Source organism: Campylobacter sp. JMF_08 NE1 (assembly GCF_027737875.1).
Lineage (GTDB): Bacteria > Campylobacterota > Campylobacteria > Campylobacterales > Campylobacteraceae > Campylobacter_B.
The window spans coordinates 1-17,651 of sequence record NZ_JAOVUC010000012.1; the positions used below are offsets into that span (position 1 = coordinate 1).

The 17,651-nt window shown below is 42.3% G+C and carries 15 protein-coding genes; 3 read left to right on the forward strand and 12 right to left on the reverse strand.

All coding sequences use genetic code 11. The annotated features are described in order from the left end of the window. Window positions 1-165: 165 nt before the first annotated feature. Genes trpS through der form a run of 3 tightly spaced genes read right to left on the reverse strand, consistent with a single transcriptional unit; the run spans window position 166 to window position 3,091 of the window. Window positions 166-1,161 carry a tryptophan--tRNA ligase gene (gene trpS / locus OFN91_RS08025; protein ID WP_270873880.1) on the reverse strand — a complete coding sequence of 332 codons (996 nt, stop codon included), beginning with the start codon at window positions 1,159-1,161 and terminating at the stop codon, window positions 166-168. Further along, complete coding sequence (locus tag OFN91_RS08030) at window positions 1,158-1,685, reverse strand: shikimate kinase (RefSeq protein ID WP_270873881.1); 528 nt, start codon at window positions 1,683-1,685, stop codon at window positions 1,158-1,160. The genes trpS and OFN91_RS08030 overlap by 4 nt, the downstream gene beginning before the upstream one ends. Next, the gene (gene der, locus OFN91_RS08035; protein WP_270873882.1) at window positions 1,682-3,091 is read right to left on the reverse strand and encodes a ribosome biogenesis GTPase Der; all 1,410 of its coding nucleotides are present in this window, start codon (window positions 3,089-3,091) and stop codon (window positions 1,682-1,684) included. Before der ends, OFN91_RS08030 begins: the two co-directional genes overlap by 4 nt. A 98-nt stretch (window positions 3,092-3,189) precedes the next feature. On the opposite strand from der, the gene OFN91_RS08040 reads away from it, so the two are divergent. Both OFN91_RS08040 and OFN91_RS08045 read left to right on the forward strand, forming a co-directional pair. After that, a complete protein-coding gene (locus tag OFN91_RS08040; RefSeq protein WP_270873883.1) occupies window positions 3,190-4,095 on the forward strand; it encodes a DMT family transporter in 906 nt (301 codons plus the stop codon). Between the two features lie 2 nt (window positions 4,096-4,097). Then, window positions 4,098-5,021: a DMT family transporter gene (locus OFN91_RS08045; protein ID WP_270873884.1), complete on the forward strand. Its 924-nt coding sequence runs from the start codon at window positions 4,098-4,100 to the stop codon at window positions 5,019-5,021. 374 nt (window positions 5,022-5,395) lie between these two features. Here the strand turns inward: OFN91_RS08045 and polA are convergent, their stop codons facing one another. From polA to OFN91_RS08085, 8 genes are all read right to left on the reverse strand, one after another. After that, window positions 5,396-8,026 (reverse strand): DNA polymerase I, encoded by a 2,631-nt coding sequence (polA, locus tag OFN91_RS08050; protein WP_270873885.1) that lies wholly within the window; start codon window positions 8,024-8,026, stop codon window positions 5,396-5,398. A 74-nt stretch (window positions 8,027-8,100) separates the two neighbouring features. Then, entirely contained in the window at window positions 8,101-9,543 is a 1,443-nt protein-coding gene (locus OFN91_RS08055) for a Ppx/GppA phosphatase family protein (RefSeq protein WP_270873886.1), read from the reverse strand. After that, complete coding sequence (locus tag OFN91_RS08060) at window positions 9,543-9,788, reverse strand: YfhL family 4Fe-4S dicluster ferredoxin (RefSeq protein WP_270873887.1); 246 nt, start codon at window positions 9,786-9,788, stop codon at window positions 9,543-9,545. The genes OFN91_RS08055 and OFN91_RS08060 overlap by 1 nt, the downstream gene beginning before the upstream one ends. An 81-nt stretch (window positions 9,789-9,869) precedes the next feature. Further along, a complete protein-coding gene (locus tag OFN91_RS08065) occupies window positions 9,870-11,090 on the reverse strand; it encodes a sensor histidine kinase (protein ID WP_270873888.1) in 1,221 nt (406 codons plus the stop codon). A gap of 38 nt (window positions 11,091-11,128) precedes the next feature. After that, on the reverse strand, window positions 11,129-11,800 hold the full coding sequence (gene hsrA, locus OFN91_RS08070) for a homeostatic response regulator transcription factor HsrA (RefSeq protein WP_270859722.1): 672 nt from the start codon (window positions 11,798-11,800) through the stop codon (window positions 11,129-11,131). A 76-nt stretch (window positions 11,801-11,876) separates the two neighbouring features. Beyond that, complete coding sequence (locus tag OFN91_RS08075) at window positions 11,877-12,194, reverse strand: dihydroneopterin aldolase (protein ID WP_270859723.1); 318 nt, start codon at window positions 12,192-12,194, stop codon at window positions 11,877-11,879. Continuing rightward, complete coding sequence (gene plsY, locus OFN91_RS08080) at window positions 12,191-12,835, reverse strand: glycerol-3-phosphate 1-O-acyltransferase PlsY (protein ID WP_270859724.1); 645 nt, start codon at window positions 12,833-12,835, stop codon at window positions 12,191-12,193. The genes OFN91_RS08075 and plsY overlap by 4 nt, the downstream gene beginning before the upstream one ends. Before the next feature lie 8 nt (window positions 12,836-12,843). After that, a complete protein-coding gene (locus tag OFN91_RS08085) occupies window positions 12,844-15,135 on the reverse strand; it encodes a helicase HerA domain-containing protein (protein WP_270873889.1) in 2,292 nt (763 codons plus the stop codon). A 90-nt stretch (window positions 15,136-15,225) separates the two neighbouring features. On the opposite strand from OFN91_RS08085, the gene OFN91_RS08090 reads away from it, so the two are divergent. After that, window positions 15,226-16,149, forward strand: a complete 924-nt coding sequence (locus OFN91_RS08090) for a methylenetetrahydrofolate reductase (protein WP_270873890.1) — start codon at window positions 15,226-15,228, stop codon at window positions 16,147-16,149. Window positions 16,150-16,238: 89 nt separating this feature from the next. Here OFN91_RS08090 and OFN91_RS08095 read toward each other — a convergent pair whose 3' ends face one another. After that, a complete protein-coding gene (locus tag OFN91_RS08095) occupies window positions 16,239-17,582 on the reverse strand; it encodes a DUF2130 domain-containing protein (protein WP_270872677.1) in 1,344 nt (447 codons plus the stop codon). Window positions 17,583-17,651: the final 69 nt, after the last annotated feature.

Genomic DNA, 17,651 nt, shown 5'->3' on the forward strand with positions numbered 1-17,651 from the left:
ATAAAATAACACGCATTGGAAAATAACAGAAGTTAGATTTCAAAAACGGAAAGTGGATTATATTCAAGGGTTGCTTAAAAAGAGATTAAATGGGGGGGGAATTGTAGAAATTTTGCAAAACTTATAAATTTCGCCAAATTTTGCTTGGCGAAATTTAACTAAAATTTATCTATAAATCCCCACACTTTCGCGTATTAGGCGCATTTTTTCACTTGCGATTTTTTGCGCCTTTTGCGCACCATAAGCCAAAATTTCATCTAGCTTTTTCTTATCAGCTAGCAACTCAGCGTATTTTTCGCGCGCCTGTCCGAAATACTCACTCACAAGCTCGCCAAGATACATTTTAAAGTGTCCGTGCCCCTCGCCGCCACGCTCATATCGAGCTTGCAAGGCTTTTTGTCCTGCTTCGTTTAAAAAGAGTTTTGCTATATTATAGACATTGCAGTTTTGCCACTGTTTTGGCACTTCGAGCGGCTCAGATGTCGTAACAATCGAGCCGATTTGCTTTTTTTGCTCCTTTGGCGAAGAAAAAATATCAATCGTATTTCCGTAGCTTTTGCTCATTTTTGCGCCGTCCGTGCCAGGGACTATTGCGACATTTTCGCTGATTCTAGCGCTTGGCAGGGTTAAAATTTCGCCATGCGCGTTGTTAAATTTCAAAGCGATATCGCGCGCGATTTCGACATGCTGAATTTGATCTTTGCCCACAGGCACGCTAGTAGCGTCGTATAGCAAAATATCAGCCGCCATTAGCACAGGGTATGAAAACAAATCGTGCTTGCTCTCAAAGCCCTTTGCGACCTTGTCTTTGTAAGCGTGAGCGCGCTCTAATAGCCCCATTGGCGTGTATCCGCTAAGTATCCAGTAAAGCTCCAAAACCTCTTTCACATCGCTTTGCACCCAAAATGTCGATTTTTCCGGATCGATTCCCAAAGACAAAAACGCCGCAGCCGCCTCATAAGTGCTCTCTTTGAGCTTCGCGCCCTCGCTAACAGAGGTGAGCGCGTGGTAGTTTGCGATGAACAAAAACAGCTCCTCGCCCGCATTTTGCGCATCTACCATTTGCTTAATGCTGGCAAAATAATTCCCCAAATGTAGCCTGCCTGATGGTTGAAGCCCAGTTAGTGTGCGCGGATTTGAAATTTTAGATTTTTCACTCATTTTTTAACCTCTTTTTTGATAATTTTTAGTAATTTTTCGATAACTTCTTTTTGCGAATTTTTCTCTACATTTACGATATAATCGGCCTTGGCGCTGTATTTTTTATCCCTTTGCTCATGCAGGGCGCGCGCCTTTTTCAAATCAGCTAAAAGCGGTCGTTTTGCGATTTTTTTGCTAGCATTCTCGCTAGAATTTATGCGCTTAATTATCGCATCGAAGCTCGATTTTAGGTAGATTACGGTGCCGATTTTGTTTAAATTTTTAACAGCATAAAACCCGCCGCCAGTCGAGATTATCGCGCCACTCACATTTTTTTCCAAAAATTTAGCGAGTTTTTTCTCTATTTTGCGAAATTCCACCTCGCCCTGCTCCTCGAAAATTTTGCGAATTTTTTTGTTTGCATAGCTTTCGATCATATCGTCGCAATCTATCGCAAACAGCCCGCTAACCCCAGCCAAAGCGCGCGCGAAAGTCCCCTTGCCAACACCCATAAAGCCGATTAGGATTATATTTTTTGCGCTCATTTTTGCCCTTTTTTCGAATTTGCCTCGCCCTCATCGTCATTTCCGCGATTTTTAGGAATTATAACCAAAGGCGTCCCGCTTAAATCAAATTTCTCTCTAAGTTTGTTCGCCAAATAGCGTTTATAGCTAAAATGAAGAGCTCGCGGACGATTCATCACAAGCGCGATTTTAGGCGGAGCGAAGCCAAACTGCGCCGCATAGTAGATTTTCACGCTCTTGCCCTTATCGTGCGGAAGTGGGTGAGCTTTGGTCGCTTCTTCGATTAGCGCATTTAAATGGGCGGTTTTTATCTTTTGCGTGTAATTTTTATAAACCTGCAAAATCAGCGGGTAGAGCTTGTGTATGCGTTTGCCACCAAGCGCGCTTACACTAATAACCGGCGCGTAAGCTAGAAATTTAAATTTATCGCGCAAATCGCGCACCATAGCGTCAAATTCGGCCTCGCTTTTGTCCCATTTATTTAGCACGATTATCACGCCTAGCTCAAATTTAGCCGCAAGCCCTGCAATTCGCTCATCTAACTCGCTAAATGGCTCAGAAGAATCCAAAACCAAAAGCGCAATGTCTGAATTTTCTAAAATTTTCTCCGTTCTATTTAGCGCAAACCTCTCTATTCCCTCGATTTTACCGCGTTTTCTGATACCAGCAGTATCCACAAACTCAAACCTTCTCCCCTCAAATTCATAGCTTTCATTGACAGGGTCTATCGTCGTGCCAGCCACACTGCTTACCACCGAGCGTTCGTTTTTCACAAGAGCGTTTAAAAGGCTAGATTTGCCCACATTTACCCGCCCGATAATGCCTACATTTATGGTTTTGTTCTCGTAATACTCGCTCTCATCGCTCTCTTTGATTTCGCCATTATCGTCAAAATTTTCTAAAAAATCATCGAAATCCTCGCTCTCGTCCCCTCGCACAGGCGCAGGATCTAAGTGAATATAAATCCAATCCCTAAGCTCGTCAATACCGGCATTATGGCTGACAGATAGTGCAAACATCTGCGCGCCAAATTCGTTAAATTCCCAGCTTCGCTCTTCATCTTTTTTGCTATCTACTTTATTTACGAGCAAAACTATCGGTTTGCCTAGCTTTTGCAAAGAAAAGAAAATTTTGCGATCCTGCTCGTCTGGGAGCAGTTTGCCATCTACCATAAAAAGAATAATATCCGCATTTTGCGCCTCGGCTAGGGTTTTTGCCTGCACACGCGCAAAAAGCTCGCTCGTATCATCAAGTCCGCCAGAATCGACTATCATCGCATTTCTATCATAAATTTGCACGGCAATTTTGTTCGTATCCCTCGTGGTGCCTGAAACCTCGCTAGTAATGGCAATTCTTGCGTTTGCGAAGCGGTTAAAAAGGCTCGATTTTCCCACATTTGGGCGCCCTATTATCATCACTGTTTTCATAATACTTCCTTTGATTTTTCTCATTATAGCCAAATTTTATTAAGTAAATCAAAATTTAAAAACAGCTATAATTATGGGCTTTTTTGAGGGGTCAAATTTTGAAATACAACAGCTTTTTATTGCACCATTTAAGCATTTATTATATGTTGCTTGCGTGCTTTTACAACTCCATTGCAGGGACATTTGCTAAAATTTTAGCCATGCAAATCCCAGCCATTGAAGTCGTGCTGTTTCGAAATTTATTAGCCCTTTTTATCATTTTATATATCATGCGCAAAAATCGCAAAATTCAAGCCCAACCAAGCCGTGGCGGACATCCGTGGATGCTTGCTACGCGCGGAGTTATCGGGATTTTGGGCTTAATCGTGTTTTTTTACAACCTTACGCAACTAAGCCTAGGCGAGGCCTTTACCTTCCAAAAAACAGCGCCGATTTTTATCGCTGTGATTGCATATTTTGCGCTAAAAGAAAAATTATCCAAATTTGGCTGGTTTGCCGTATTTTTGGGCTTTGTGGGTATCGTTTTGGTGATACAGCCTCACTTTGGAATTCACGCTGGACATATTTTTGGGATTTTAAGCGGTCTGTTTGCCGCGATTGCGCTCACGGCTGTCAGGGAGCTACGCAAGTATTACAGCGCAAATATAATCATACTCTCAGCCCTGCTTGCAGGCACGCTAATGCCGATACTTTTCATGGCGATTGCCGAAATTACCCAAATTCCTGCGCTAAATTTTATGATTAGTAAATTTGTCATGCCAGATCTCATGGGCTGGGGAATTGGCGCGATTTTGGGCGTTTGTGGGCTGTATTATCAATCCTATCTCACCAAAGCCTACGCCGCTACCAGAAAGGCAGGGATCGTCGCCACACTAAGCTACACGGATATTATTTTTTCGATGATTTTTGGGCTAGCCTTGGGAGATACGCTCCCAAATTTCACCGCACTTTGCGGAATCGCGCTGATAATTGCGGCTGGAATTTTAATAGCAAATAGGAGATAATTTTGGGTTATTCTAAATTTTGGCTTAAAAATTTAGGCGTGTATTATATGCTAATCGCTAGCTTTTATTTCGCGCTAAATGGGGCGCTAGCCAAGGTCATGGCAGAGCAAATGAGTAGCGTAGAAATCGTGTTTTTCAGAAACGCCGTAGGGCTAGCTATCATGCTAATCTCGCTAAAAAGGCTAAAAAATTTCGGCGTGGGCGGGAAGCCTTGGCTACTTTTTTTCCGTGCATTTATCGGCAGTTGCGGGATTATAGCGACCTTTTATAATATCGCTCACATCGAGCTTGGCACGGCTTTTACCTTCCAAAAAACAGCCCCGATTTTCACCGCACTTTTTTCATCGATTTTCCTAGGCGAAAAGCTCAGCTTTAAAGGCTGGTGTGCCATAATGCTAGGTTTTAGCGGGATTTTGCTCGTTATCCAGCCTCACATTAGCATTGCGCCGACTGATATCATCGGCGTTTTTGGCGGTATGTGCGCAGGGCTAGCTTACACTAGTGTGCGAGAGCTTCGCAAATACTACGCCACGGATATCATAATCCTAGTTTTCGTCTTTGGCGCCGCGCTTGTAAGCTCTGCGCTAATGTGCGCGGAATTTGCGCTAAGAGGACGCGAGATTGAAATTTTAGGCGTGATTTCGAGCGCAAATTTAAGCAAATTCGCCTATTTTAACATGCCAAGTCTCTTTGGCTGGGTTTTGGTCGCATTGCTAGGAATTAGCGGAATTTATTTCCAAAAATATATGACGCGCTCTTACGCAGCCTCCAAAAAGGCTGGCGTTGTGGCTGCGATTAGCTACACGGACATTATCTTTACGCTGATTTTAGGCGTCATGCTAGGCGATAGTTTGCCGAATTTAATGGCGTTTTTGGGGATTTTGGTCGTCATCATAAGCGGAGTTTTAATCGCAAGAGAACGCTAAATTTAGCCAAATTTTAAAATTCCGCTGTCCGCAAGCTTGGATACTGCACCCGAAATTTTGAATTTAAGTGTCATTGCGAGGCGTGATAACGCCGAAGCAATCTACAAAGCTAAAATTAAAGACAGGGCAAATGGCAGAATTTTAAATTTCCTTGAATTTTAAATTTTTGATAATTGCAATCCGCTAGGATTTTTAAAGTCTAATCTTTTTATGTGGGGGCGGCGCTCAGAGTTGCGAGGGCCGCCCGCCCCCACACCCCCACCAGGCCGACGCCCATACTGTGGCGTGCTATGCACGCGTTTATTTACTGAATTTTGCTTACGCAAAATTCTTTGCAATTACGCTTATAGATAAAATTTTGCAAAATTTCAAATTTATTTCAACTCGCCCCAGCTAGTAGCGATATCTAGGCTCGTTACGAGCGGGACATTTAAATTCACGACATTTTGCATGATTTCCCTAATTTTTGCGCCAAATTCATGCGCATACTCGCTTTTTACCTCGAAAATCAGCTCATCGTGGATTTGCAAAACTAACCTTGCCTCCGCGCTTAAATGTGGCGAAATCTCAACCATAGCCTTTTTGATAATGTCCGCTGCCGAGCCTTGAAACTTCGTATTTACCGCCTCTCGCTCATAAGTGGCTAGAAGCATGGGCGAAGCGTTAGCAAAATCAAAATACCGCCTGCGCCCAAAAAGCGTAGTGATAAATCCGTCGTTTTTGGCGCTGTTTTTTAGCCCCTCCAAAAATTCCTTAATCGTCGCAAACGAGGCGAAATATCGCTCGATATAGCCCTTGGCCTCATTTCGCGGAATTTGCAAATTTTGCGCTAGTTTGCTTGCCCCCATGCCATAAATCAAGCCAAAATTTATGCTCTTTGCAATCGCCCTGTGTGCGGGTTCGCTATCGCCAAAAATGCTGATTGCAGTGCGCGAGTGTATGTCCTCGCCCGCCGCAAAAGCGCTAAGAAGCGCAGGGTCCTTGCTAAAATGCGCCAAAAGTCTAAGCTCGATTTGCGAATAATCCAGCGAAAGCAGGCTATACCCCTCCTGCGCGATGAAGCAGTTTCGCATATCCTTCGCCAAAGCCCCACGCGCTGGGATATTTTGCAAATTTGGATTTTTGGAAGATAGCCTGCCGGTGCTGGTGCCTGTTTGCATGAAATTTGAATAAATTCTGCTATTTTCGTTTTTCATCGCAAGGGCGTAAAGTGGCTCACAATAGGTGCTTTGAAGCTTGTAAAGCTCACGATAAGCTAGGATTTTTTCGATTACTGGGTGCGCTTGTATAAGCAGGGCCAGCACACTCTCATCGGTGCTGTAACCTGTTTTGGTCTTTTTTTGGCACGGCAAACCCAAATGCTCGAAAAGCACCACGCCAAGCTGTTTTGTGGAATTTATGTTAAAACTCTCGCCACTAAGCTCGTAAATTTCGTTTGTCAGCACCCTAAGCGCGCTTTCGTTGCGAGAAATCAGCTCACTTAAATTTGGCTTTGAAATTTTAATTCCTGCATTTTCCATATCGCGCAAAACACGCACAAATGGGAATTCTAGCGTTTTTGCCAAATTTAGCAACTCTGGCGAGAGTAAATTTTGAAATTTAAAATAAAATTTCAAAGTTATCCATGCATCTTCGGCTGCGTATTTCGTGGCCTCATCAAACTCCAAACTCGCAAAAGTCTCGCCCTTGGCAACAATATTTTCAAATTTAATCGTGTCGTAGTCGAAATATCGCTTAGCCAAGCTATCCATACCCACGCTCTCGCCGGGATTTATGAGCCACGCTAAAATCATCGTATCAGCGAATTTGCGTGGGGGTTTTATGCCGAAATTTTGCTCTACGATATTGAAATCGTATTTTAAATTTTGCCCCACGACAAAGCCAGAAAAAATCCGCTCAATCGCCATTTTCGCCGAATTTAGCGAAATTTGCTCGCCTACACCCAAAAATTTATGCGCTAGTGGCACATAATACGCCCTTTGCTCGTTGAAACAAAACGAAAAGCCCACGATTTTGGCATTTTTGCTATCTAGCCCCGTGGTCTCAGTATCAAACGCCACGATAGTATCCTCGCTAATGCCCTCGCAAAGGCGCGCTAGCTCGCTCTCGTCCCTCACACACACTGGCTTAAAAGCTAGGCTCTCTTCGCTTTTACCGCCCTCGTTTTCGAGCGCGGAAAGAAGCTTGTGTAGCTCGTATTCGCGCAAAATTTCTTTGATTTTATGAAGCGGATTTTGCTCGGGAAAAACGGCGTTTTGCAATGGCGAAATTTCGACCTCATCGCAAAGCGTGGCAAGCTTCTGGCTCATAAAAGCTTCGTTTTTGGAGTTTATGAGATACTCGCGCTGTTTGTTTGGTGGCAAAAGCTCGATATTTTCGTAAATCCTCTCCAAACTCCCCCACTCATCAAGCAGTTTTTTCGCCCCCTTTTCGCCTATGCCTTTTACACCCGGGATATTATCTGCGCTGTCGCCACAAATCGCCAAAAAATCAATGATTTGCTCTGGATAGACGCCGTATTTTTCATAGCACTCATCGCGTCCATAAAGCATTTTTTTGGCATGGCTATAAATGCGCGTCTCGCCTCCGATTAGCTGATAAAGGTCTTTGTCACTGGTTACGATATTGATTTTGTGCGTGTCGCGGTAGGTTTTAACGACACTTGCTATCAAATCATCGGCCTCAAAGCCCTCTTTCTGCGCTGTGCAAAAGCCCATTTTCTCTATCATTTCTATGCAAACCGGAAGCTGTGCCAAAAGAGCGTCTGGTGGGGTTTGACGATTTGTTTTGTAGTTTGGGTCAATGTCTGAGCGAAAGGTCTTGCCCTTGCTATCAAGGGCGAAAATTATATAATCGCTTTTGAATTCTCGCTCCAAATTTGCGATGAAATTCGCAAATCCGCTCACCATGCCACTTGGCTTGCCGCTTTTGGTCTTTAAGCTACTCATCGCATAATACAGGCGGAAAAAAAAGCCAAAAGTGTCGATAATCGTGATAGTTTTCATACATTTCCTTAAATTTTGATTTTGCGTAGTGTAGTGAAATTTGGCTAAATTTTGCAAATTTGCCAAATTCAAATTTATATAAAATTTATCGCAAAAACAGCTGGTTTTGGGAGTTTGCGAAGGCTGTCTTTGAGCATTAATTTATTTTTTGCGCCCGCGATTTGCAGGGTTAAATTTTCGAATTTAAACTCCAAATTTTTAAGTGCGTTTTCGTTTAAAATCCTAGCGAATTCGCACAAAAAGCTAAGCCACGCTAATGTTCGCTCATTTGGTAAAATTTCGCTTAAATTTGCAAAATTTGGGCTTAAATTTGGCTTGCCGTGCATTGCGATAATCGCCGCTATTAGGGCTTTTTGCTCGTGGCTCGTGCGGTAGTTTAGCCCATTTAGCACCATGGAAGCTGCGCTTTCGTGTTTGGCATAAAAGCCAAGCCTTGCGCCAATCTCGCAAAGTTTGGCGGCGTAGCAAAGCGGGCTAATGTATCTGTCTTCTAGCTTGTGAAGGGAGAAAAGCACGCTAAAAAGGGCTTTGGCGAACTTGTCTGCGTGCGAGCTTTCGCTAGCAAATCTATCTTGCAGACTTTTTAGGCTTGGGTTGAAATTCTTTGGCAAATTTGCCCCGTGCAAAATCGAGCCCAAAAACACACCCTCTCGCACGCCCACACCGCTTGTAATCACGCTTTTTGCGCCGATTTTTTTAGCAATCTCGCTAAAAATTATCGCACCCTCTCTAATCGTGTCGTAACGCTCTTTTTTTATCGGAAATTTGGCTAGTTCTAGGGTTTTGGCGCCGATTAGTTTGCTAAAAAACGGCGCGTATTTTTCGTAATCGTAGCAGTAATTATGCACGATTTTAATCGGATAATTCTCAATCGCCATTATGGCATTGCTTAGCGCTCTTGCCGAACCGCCCATAGCGATTAAATTTGAGCTGGCAAATTCGTCGCCAACCGCGCTGATTGCCTCATTTACATAGCCATATAGCCCGGCCATATCGCCTTTGTCGAAAAATAGCTCTTTTAGGCGAACGGTGCCTAAATTTAGCGAAATTTTGGCCTCGATTTTGCCATTTTTAATGCGCGCAAGCTCAGTCGAGCCTCCGCCGATATCCACGCTCACGCCGTCTTTGAAATCGCTAAGGAGATTGTGTGCGGCGTATCCTCCAAAATACGCCTCACTCTCGCCATCTATTTTGCGGATTGCGATTTTGGTTTTTTGAAAAACTAGCTTGATAAACTCGCCCCCATTTGGAGCGTCGCGCAGTGCAGAAGTGCCTACGCAAAGCACCCTTTTGGCGCCGTATTTTTGGAGTAATTCTTTAAATTCCACAAACGCGTTAAGGCATTTTTGCATAGCCGCTGGTTGCAAAACTCCGCCGTTTTCATACGCGCCCTCGCCTAGGCGGACTTTGATTTTGTGCTCTGCAAGGATAAAAAACCCAAATCTGCTCGTTCGCTCAAAAATCACTAATCTGGCAGAATTTGAGCCTAAATCAATCACTCCAACGCGTTTTGGCATTAATAATCCATGTGAGCGTGTTTGTATTTAAGCTCACCCTCGGTTTCGATATTATCAGGATCGTAGGCGATACACTCGACAGGGCAGACTACGATGCAGGCTGGTTCTGAGTATTGATCCACGCACTCGCAGCACCTATCTGAATCAATCATATATGTCGGCTCGTCCTCGAAAATCGCCTCATTTGGGCACTCTTCGCGACACGCATCGCAACTAATACACTCGTCTGTAATCATCAAAGACATAAATTTAACCTTTACAAAAAAAATTAGTGCATTTATACACTAAAAACTTTTAATTTTATTTTAAAAAATACCAAATTTGCGCTATTTTTTGAGATTTTTTAGCGGAATTGTAAGGGTCGCTACAATTTTGTCTTTGGCGGGCGAATTTTTAAGGCTCACAGATGCGCCCATAGCCTGCGCGGCGTTTTTGGCCAAAAACAGCCCAAGCCCAGCGCCAGGCTTGCCACCCTTGCGTTTAAACGGCGCGAAAAAGTCCTGGCTTTCATCAATGCTCTCGCCTAAATTTTCTACGCGCACGATAAAATAATCGCCCGAAATTTCACTGAAAATCTCGATTACTTCGCCCTCTGGGGAAAATTTAATCGCGTTTTGGACGAAATTTTGGATAATGTGCATAAAAAGATTTTTTTGGATACTTACTTCTAGGGATTTTGGCGAAATTTTGCTTACGACATCTTTTTTTTCATTTCTAGCCAAAATTTTAAAATTCACGCACAGCTCGCCTAGATACTGCACGATATCAAGCTGCTCTGGGCTCTCAAACTGCGCGCCCTCTTGGCGACCGATCTCTAAAATCGAGATTATCATTTTGTTCATATCGTCGATTGATTTGTTGTTGTTTTTGAGCGCCTCGATATATTTTTCCGCCTCTCTTGGCTTTATGAGCGTTACTTCGTTTTTGGTTTTCATTACCGCTAGCGGGGTTTTTAGCTCGTGCGCGATACCGATAAATAGCTCTTTTTGATACATTATGAAGGTCTGAATTCGATCGATTAGTCGGTTTATGTTTGTCAAAATCGGGCGAAATTCGCTCTCGCACCTCTCCATATCAAGTGGGGCTAGGAATTTCTCATCAAGACTGGCTAACTTTTGCGAGATTACTTTAATTGGCATCAAAAGCGTGCGCGATAGAAACATAGCGTAAAAAATTATCAAAAATATCATTGTCAAATTTAGGATAATAATATCCACAAGTATCTGATTTGCGATATTTGCATAGACCGTGACATCGGTTTTGATCTGCAAAATTTCCTCATTGCTATATGGGTATTGAAGGGTCAAAAAATTATTTTCACCCTCTTGGCTCTCGTAAAATTTGGGTTTGGTGATTTTCTCGCCATAAACGAAACTCGTGATAAACTCGCCTTTGGGATCTGGCAGATACTCTGGGATTTTTTCGACTGGAATTTTTGGCAGTTTTGTGATATTTTCAGCCCTTACCAAAAGCCCATGGACTGAATTTTCAAAAATCGTAATCCTTATATAGTTATAAAGCATTACGGAAAAAATCAAAATTAGCATCGCCGAAGCAGATGCTAATTGGATTATGAAACGGGTTCTTAGGCTTTTTGTGGAAAGCAAAATCTATATCCGCGACGACGAACTGTCTCGATTGTAGAAATATTTAGTGGTTTATCCATTTTTTGGCGGATTTGGTTGATTGCGACCTCAATTACATTTGGGGTTACTAGCTCTGGCTCTTCCCAAATAGCATCAAGTAGTTGCTCTTTGCTTACGATTTGGTCTGAGTGGCGAGCTAGGTGAGTTAGCACCTCGAAAGGCTTGCCTTTTAGCTCGATTTCTTGACCAAGATATGTGATTTTCTCCTCATCTGGGTCGATGATAAGATCGTCGATTTTGATGATATTTGAGCCACCAAATCTAAGTCTAGCTTCAAGTCTAGCCACCAAAACATCGAAATCAAATGGTTTTTTGATATAATCATCTGCGCCAGCTTTTAGGGCTTTTATCTCACTTTCTTTATCGTCTTTTGCAGATAGCACGACGACTGCTGTGCGAGCAAATTTTTGTTTTATAATGTTGATTAAATCGACGCCACTGCCATCTGGTAACATCCAGTCGGTTAAAACTAAATCGTAATTTCGTATGCCTATGTAATATTCAGCGTCTTTAAAGCTTTCTGAGCTGTCTGTTTGGTAACCAAACTCCGCCAAACCCTCGGCGATAGTTTTGTTTAGAGTAACTTCATCTTCGACAATTAAAATTCTCATTGATTTTCCTTCGTAATAAAATTTGGCGTGATTGTAGCATATTTTAAGCCAAAATTCAAGTTTTTTTAAAGAAATTTTAAAAATTTATTTCTATTTGCGCGCCGACTTTTGCGTCAGCTAAAATTTGGGTTTTGTAAATTTTCATATAGAAGTAATTCAGGCTTTTATACTGGGTTTTAAAGCTCTTGGCGAAGAAATTTAGCGCGTCTTCGACGAGCAAAAATTTCTCCCTCTCAAAGCTAAATTTTATAAATTCGCACGCCTTGGCGTAGTCTATAAATTCATCTGCGCCAAATTTTGCGCTTACTAAAATTTCTTGTTTTTTTTCTCTTTCGAAATCCAAAATTCCAACAATCGCATCGAATTTCAAATCCTCAATCAAAACCCGAATCATATTACCCGTTTTTCCTCGCCACGAAGCAATCTTGCGATATTTGGAATATGTTTGTAAAAGACGATAAAAACTATGATAAAAATCGGCGCGTGAGTGTGGATTGCTGGCATATCTGCGTGGAGTATGTAGCTAGCCACAATTAGCGCAAGCGCCGCTGATAGCGAGGCTACGGACGAAATTTTAAGCACTTTGCCCACAATAAACCAAACAACAAGCGCGATGATTAGCTCGATTGGCACGAAGCATGCTAACACGCCAGCGCCCGTGGCTACGCCCTTGCCACCGCTAAATCCAAGATATGGCGAAAAGCAATGCCCTACCACAGCAAACACAGCCATGCCCCAAAGCACATTTTCATCAAAACCCATAGCCCTCGCCACCAAAATCGGCACCACGCCCTTTAAAGCGTCGCAAACCACGGTTAAAATCGCTAAAATTTTAGCCTTTTTGGGGTCTGTTTCTTTAAGCACGCGCAAGACATTTGTAGCCCCTATCGAGCCACTTCCAGCAGATTTGATATCAACCTTGCCAAAGTATTTGCCGATAAGCAGTCCAAACGGCACAGCTCCTAAAAAATATGCTACCAAATAACACCAAAAATTTGAAGCAGCTAAAAGTCCTAAAATTATACCTTTAATCATTTTTTACCCTAACTCTTCCACAAAATCGAAATTTTTTCATCATAAATATCTGTCTTTTTCGGAGCTAGCGAGACTACGCCAAGCTCGATATTTTTGAGATCTAAGCTCTCTTTTAACTGCGCGATTTGCTCATCAAATCTCTCTTGCAGGGCCTGCATTTGCGAATATAGCTCATCTACGCTAGCTTCTGCGTTTTTGGCTTCGTTGCGCTGGGTTAGCACGCGGTGAGCGTTTCGCACACCACTTACGGTTTTGCTAATCGTAGTCGCACTCGTGCGCGATCTGCCAAAAAGCGAGCCTAGTATCGCACCACCTATGCTAAGAGCTGCACTAATCCCTTGGCTAGTAACATCGCTTTTTTCTTTTTCTAGCTTCTCTTCGGCGCGATTTATGCGGGTTTGAAGCGTAGATTTTTCTTTTTCAAATTTAGCTAGAATTTCATCTGTTTTTTGCTCTAAAATTTCATTTGCCTTATCTTGCAGTCTTTGATAAAATTCCTCTTTGCTCTCATCTGGCGCGCTGTGCATATCAAGCGCGCTGTATAATTCTAGCCTTTGGTTACGATAAACCCAGTCTTTGAAATTGCGAATAAAAGTGGCGAAATTTTTCGCACTAGCAATAAAGCTTGGCAAAGCGCAATACGACGAATCCTCTAACTCATCGCTTCGTATATTATCAATAGCTCTATCGCTTGCCTCGTCCCAGTTGATCTCGCTAGCATCAGCGATATCAAGCAAATACGCGTAATCCCTCGTGTATTCGCCCTCTTTGTCAGCATAGCGCACCTTGGCTGTGGCGTATAGATACGGACTTAGCTCGCGAGAGGCGCCGTAGCTGTAAATTTGCGAAATTTCATTTGATACGATTGGTTTGGCACCGCTTGCGCTTTTTACTTTGCTTTCAGTGCTGTTCGCGCCTAGTGTGCCCTTTTTTTCGCTCATTAAATTTGAAATTTGCTCGTTGCTTAAAGGACCTTTTAAATAACTAAGTGCAAAGCGAGTTTCTATCGTTTTTAGGCTATCTTCGTTGATATTTTTGACTAAGAAATTTCGCTTTTTGAGGTTTGAGATTTGCTCCATTAGCGCAGATTTATCCACAGGATTTGAGCCAATTCCGCTAAGTCCGCCTATTACTCGCTCTTTATCTTGGGCGGTTTGGAGGCGGCCGATAAACCAAGTGCCGATATTGCTAAGGCCTTTGTAATCCAAATCCACAGGGTTTTGCGTGCTAAGAACGCAGCCTAGCCCAAAAGCGCGCGCTTGTTTTAGCAGGGTTAGCATAGGGGTTTTTGACGGCGGATTGCCATTTGGCGGGAAAAATCCATAAATCTCGTCCATATACAAAATCGCTCTAAGCGCGCTGGTGCCTTGCGTTTGGCGCATCCAATTAACCATTTCGTTTAAAAGCAAGGTTACGAAAAACATTCTCTCATCGTCGTTTAAATGCACGATACAAAAGATATTCGCCCTAGCCTTGCCACTCTCGTTAAATAGCATTTTTGCGATATCTAGCTTCTCGCCCTCGCACCAAAGCTTGAAACTTGGGCTTGCGATTAGGGCGTTGATTTTCATAGCTAGTGCCATGCGTTTGTCGCTAGGGAAGAAGTTATTCACATCAAAAACGCCGATTTTATCAAATGGCGGAGTGATGATTTGGTTGATGAGATCGACCACGCTCACGCCCCTGCCCTCGCTGAAATTTGAACTAAAAATTTGAGAAATCAGCAAAAATTCTGGCGAGCTTAGATTATCGCTAGTAATGCCAGCTAGGCTAAGCACGCTAGAAGCGATACCGCAGATATAATTATTCATATCCTCATCGTTTAAATTTTTCGGTGCTTCAAAGTCGCTAAGCAGGCTAACTCCTAGCCCAGCGCTTGATTTTGGCGTGTAAATTTTAAACTCGGCGCTGTTTTTAAGTAGCTCGACTCTGTCTAAATTTTGGTAAGAATTTTCTATGCCATTTCGCCACATTTGCGCAGTCTCGCTCGCCATTTGCTCCACGCTAATGCCTTTATTCGCAGCCTCTGTTTCGTCGATATAAGGCAAAAAATCCTGCGCGCTCATATTTGGAAAAGTTAGAGCTAAATTTGTCAAATCGCCCTTGGGATCGATGATGATAGACGGGATATTATCAATCGCGGCCTCTTCTAAAAGCGTGATTCCTAGACCGGTTTTACCGCTACCAGTCATACCGATGATTAGCGCGTGGGTTGTGAGATCTTTGTTTTTATACAAATACGGCTCAGAATTTTCGAGCCCCAAATAAAAAAGCTTCAAATTTTCTTGCAAAGTTTTCATAAATTTTCCTTCGTAAAATTTGGCGCATTATATCATTTAAATTTTTAAATTTAAATTTGCTACAATATCCTAAATTTAAGGAATTTATCAATGTTGGAACAAAAAATTAAAAACAATGCTAGCGGAATTTTGCTCTACGGTATCGTTCCGCCAAAAATCAGTTTCGAGCCCGAAAAAATCGAGCGACTTGGCGCGCTTTGGAGAGAGCGCATAACCTCCATGCCATGCGATGGCATAGTCATTTATGATTTGCAAGATGAGAGCGCAAGGACGAGCGAGACGCGCACTTATGAATTCATCGAAACGCTAGATCCCGCGATGTATTACACCAAACACCTGCGCGAGGTCAAACCAGCCATAATCTACCGCGCTGTGGGAAAATACGATGAGAGCAAATTTGGCGAAATTTTAAACACCAGAGCGAGTAATTTTGGCGTATTTGTGGGCGCCTCCTCGAAATACGATACGATGAAAATCCCGCTAAAACGGGCGTATCAGATAAAAAAAGAGATTGCTAGCGATTTGCATTTGGGCGGAATTTGCATAGCCGAGCGCCACAAACAAACACGCGCCGAGCACCTAAAAATCGCGTCAAAAAGCATAAGCGGGTGCGAGTATTTCATCAGCCAAGCCGTCTATGACGCTGAGAGTGTGAAAAATTTCATAGATGATTATGCTAATCTTGGGTGCAAAAAAGTGCCTATAATCTTTACTTTCACGCCTTGTGGAAGCGAAAAAACGCTCGAATTTATGAAGTGGCTTGGCATTAGCGTGCCGGATTTTTTGGAAAATCGCCTAAAAACCAGCACCGATATCTTGCAAAGCTCGGTGAGCCTGTGCGTGGAGCTGTTTGATTTCATCTACAAATACTCGCTTGCAAAGGGCATTAGCGTGGGGGCAAATGTGGAGAGTGTCAGCACCAAAAAGGCTGAAATCGAGGCTTCGATCGAGCTTTTGAAAAAAATCAAAAAAATAATCGTAAAAAGGGAAAATTTAGGAATTGGCGAAAAGTAAATTTCGCCAAAATTTAGTAGATTTGTGGCGCAAAATTTTGTTTAAATTTCACCCAAATTTTGCTAAATTTTGCGCCAAATTCGCCAAATTTACTCGCCCGAATTCTGCCCTGCTTCATCAAACATTTTTTGCACGCTTGGAGCGTTGTTGGTTAGCTTTTTGATAGTTAGTTTTTCGGCTTTATCATTAGCTAGGCGCAGGTTATTTTCAGAAGATAAAAGCTCATTTTTTACCTTTTCTAGGTGGCTTATGGTTTTGTCGATTTCATCGATTGCCTTTTGAAATTTCTCGCTTGCTAAGCGGTAATTTTTGCCAAATTTATCCTTAAATTCGTCAATATTGCTTTTAAAGGTTTCGATATCTAAATTTTGGTTTTGATACTCTACTAGACGCTTTTTATCTTCGAGCGAATTTAGCGCAGCATTGCGTAGTAGCGAGATTATCGGCAAGAAAAACTGCGGGCGGATCACATACATTTTTTCATATTTGTGCGAAACATCGACGATACCGGTGTTATAGAGCTCACTATCGCTTTCAAGTAGCGAGACAAGCACTGCGTATTCGCAGTTTTTCGCATTTCTGTCCTTGTCTAATTTGGCAAAAAATTCCTCGTTTTTGTGCTTTGACGCGGTCGTATCGGCCTCGTTTTTCATCTCAAACATTATCGAAATATACTCTACGCCATCTTTGAAATCGCGAAATATAAAATCGCCTTTGCCGCCCTCTTTGACCTCATTGTCTTTTTCAAAATAAGCGTTTGCAAATGCGGTGGTGCGGAGCTTCTCAAACTCTGTGCTACAATGTGTTTCCAAGCTCTCGCCAACCATTTTTGTCGATAATTTCGCCTTTAAATCCTTGTAATAATCTATCATCGCGTCTTTGTCGCTGATTGTTTTTTCGAAATTTTCACGCAAAATTTGCTCTTTTTCGACGAAATTTTTTTCTTTTTCGCTCAGTGTTATTTTAAGCTCGGAAATTTCGCTATCTTTGCTCGAAATAGCGTTGCTCACAGCCAAATTTTTCTCATTTTCACTTGCGCTGATTTTGGCGTTTAACTCAGTGATTTTCTGATTTAGCTCTGCGATTTTAGCCTCATTTTCTAGGGAAATTTTGCTTTTTTCAATCTCAAATTTTTGCGTTAAATTCTCATCTTTGCCTTTTAGTTCGGCCTGTGATTTCGCCAAAATTTCTTTAAGTTGTGAAATTTCACTATCTTTTTGCGCTTTTAAATTAGCTATATATTCTTTTGCCCTAGCGATTTCTTGGGATTTTACAAGCTCTAATTCACTTTGAAATTTTGCGTTTTCGTTTTGTAATCTCTCGTTTACAATTTTCTCAAATTCGCTATTTCTGATTTGGCTTACGATTTTTTGGTATTCACTCTCATCAATTGCGAAAATTTCGCCGCAGTTTGGACATTTGATTTCGGACATGATTTTTCCTTTACTTTAAAATTTTAGTGAATTTTACAATAAGAATTCGACAATTAATGTCTAAATTTG

What these genes read in the sequence shown, in the direction of transcription:
- trpS (WP_270873880.1), bottom strand. Translation starts at nt 1,161, where the DNA reads ATGAGTGAAAAATCTAAAATTTCAAATCCGCGCACACTAACTGGGCTT.
- OFN91_RS08030 (WP_270873881.1), bottom strand. Translation starts at nt 1,685, where the DNA reads ATGAGCGCAAAAAATATAATCCTAATCGGCTTTATGGGTGTTGGCAAG.
- der (WP_270873882.1), bottom strand. Translation starts at nt 3,091, where the DNA reads ATGAAAACAGTGATGATAATAGGGCGCCCAAATGTGGGAAAATCGAGC.
- polA (WP_270873885.1), bottom strand. Translation starts at nt 8,026, where the DNA reads ATGAAAACTATCACGATTATCGACACTTTTGGCTTTTTTTTCCGCCTG.
- OFN91_RS08055 (WP_270873886.1), bottom strand. Translation starts at nt 9,543, where the DNA reads ATGCCAAAACGCGTTGGAGTGATTGATTTAGGCTCAAATTCTGCCAGA.
- OFN91_RS08060 (WP_270873887.1), bottom strand. Translation starts at nt 9,788, where the DNA reads ATGTCTTTGATGATTACAGACGAGTGTATTAGTTGCGATGCGTGTCGC.
- OFN91_RS08065 (WP_270873888.1), bottom strand. Translation starts at nt 11,090, where the DNA reads ATGCTAATTTTGATTTTTTCCGTAATGCTTTATAACTATATAAGGATT.
- hsrA (WP_270859722.1), bottom strand. Translation starts at nt 11,800, where the DNA reads ATGAGAATTTTAATTGTCGAAGATGAAGTTACTCTAAACAAAACTATC.
- OFN91_RS08075 (WP_270859723.1), bottom strand. Translation starts at nt 12,194, where the DNA reads ATGATTCGGGTTTTGATTGAGGATTTGAAATTCGATGCGATTGTTGGA.
- plsY (WP_270859724.1), bottom strand. Translation starts at nt 12,835, where the DNA reads ATGATTAAAGGTATAATTTTAGGACTTTTAGCTGCTTCAAATTTTTGG.
- OFN91_RS08085 (WP_270873889.1), bottom strand. Translation starts at nt 15,135, where the DNA reads ATGAAAACTTTGCAAGAAAATTTGAAGCTTTTTTATTTGGGGCTCGAA.
- OFN91_RS08090 (WP_270873890.1), top strand. Translation starts at nt 15,226, where the DNA reads ATGTTGGAACAAAAAATTAAAAACAATGCTAGCGGAATTTTGCTCTAC.
- OFN91_RS08095 (WP_270872677.1), bottom strand. Translation starts at nt 17,582, where the DNA reads ATGTCCGAAATCAAATGTCCAAACTGCGGCGAAATTTTCGCAATTGAT.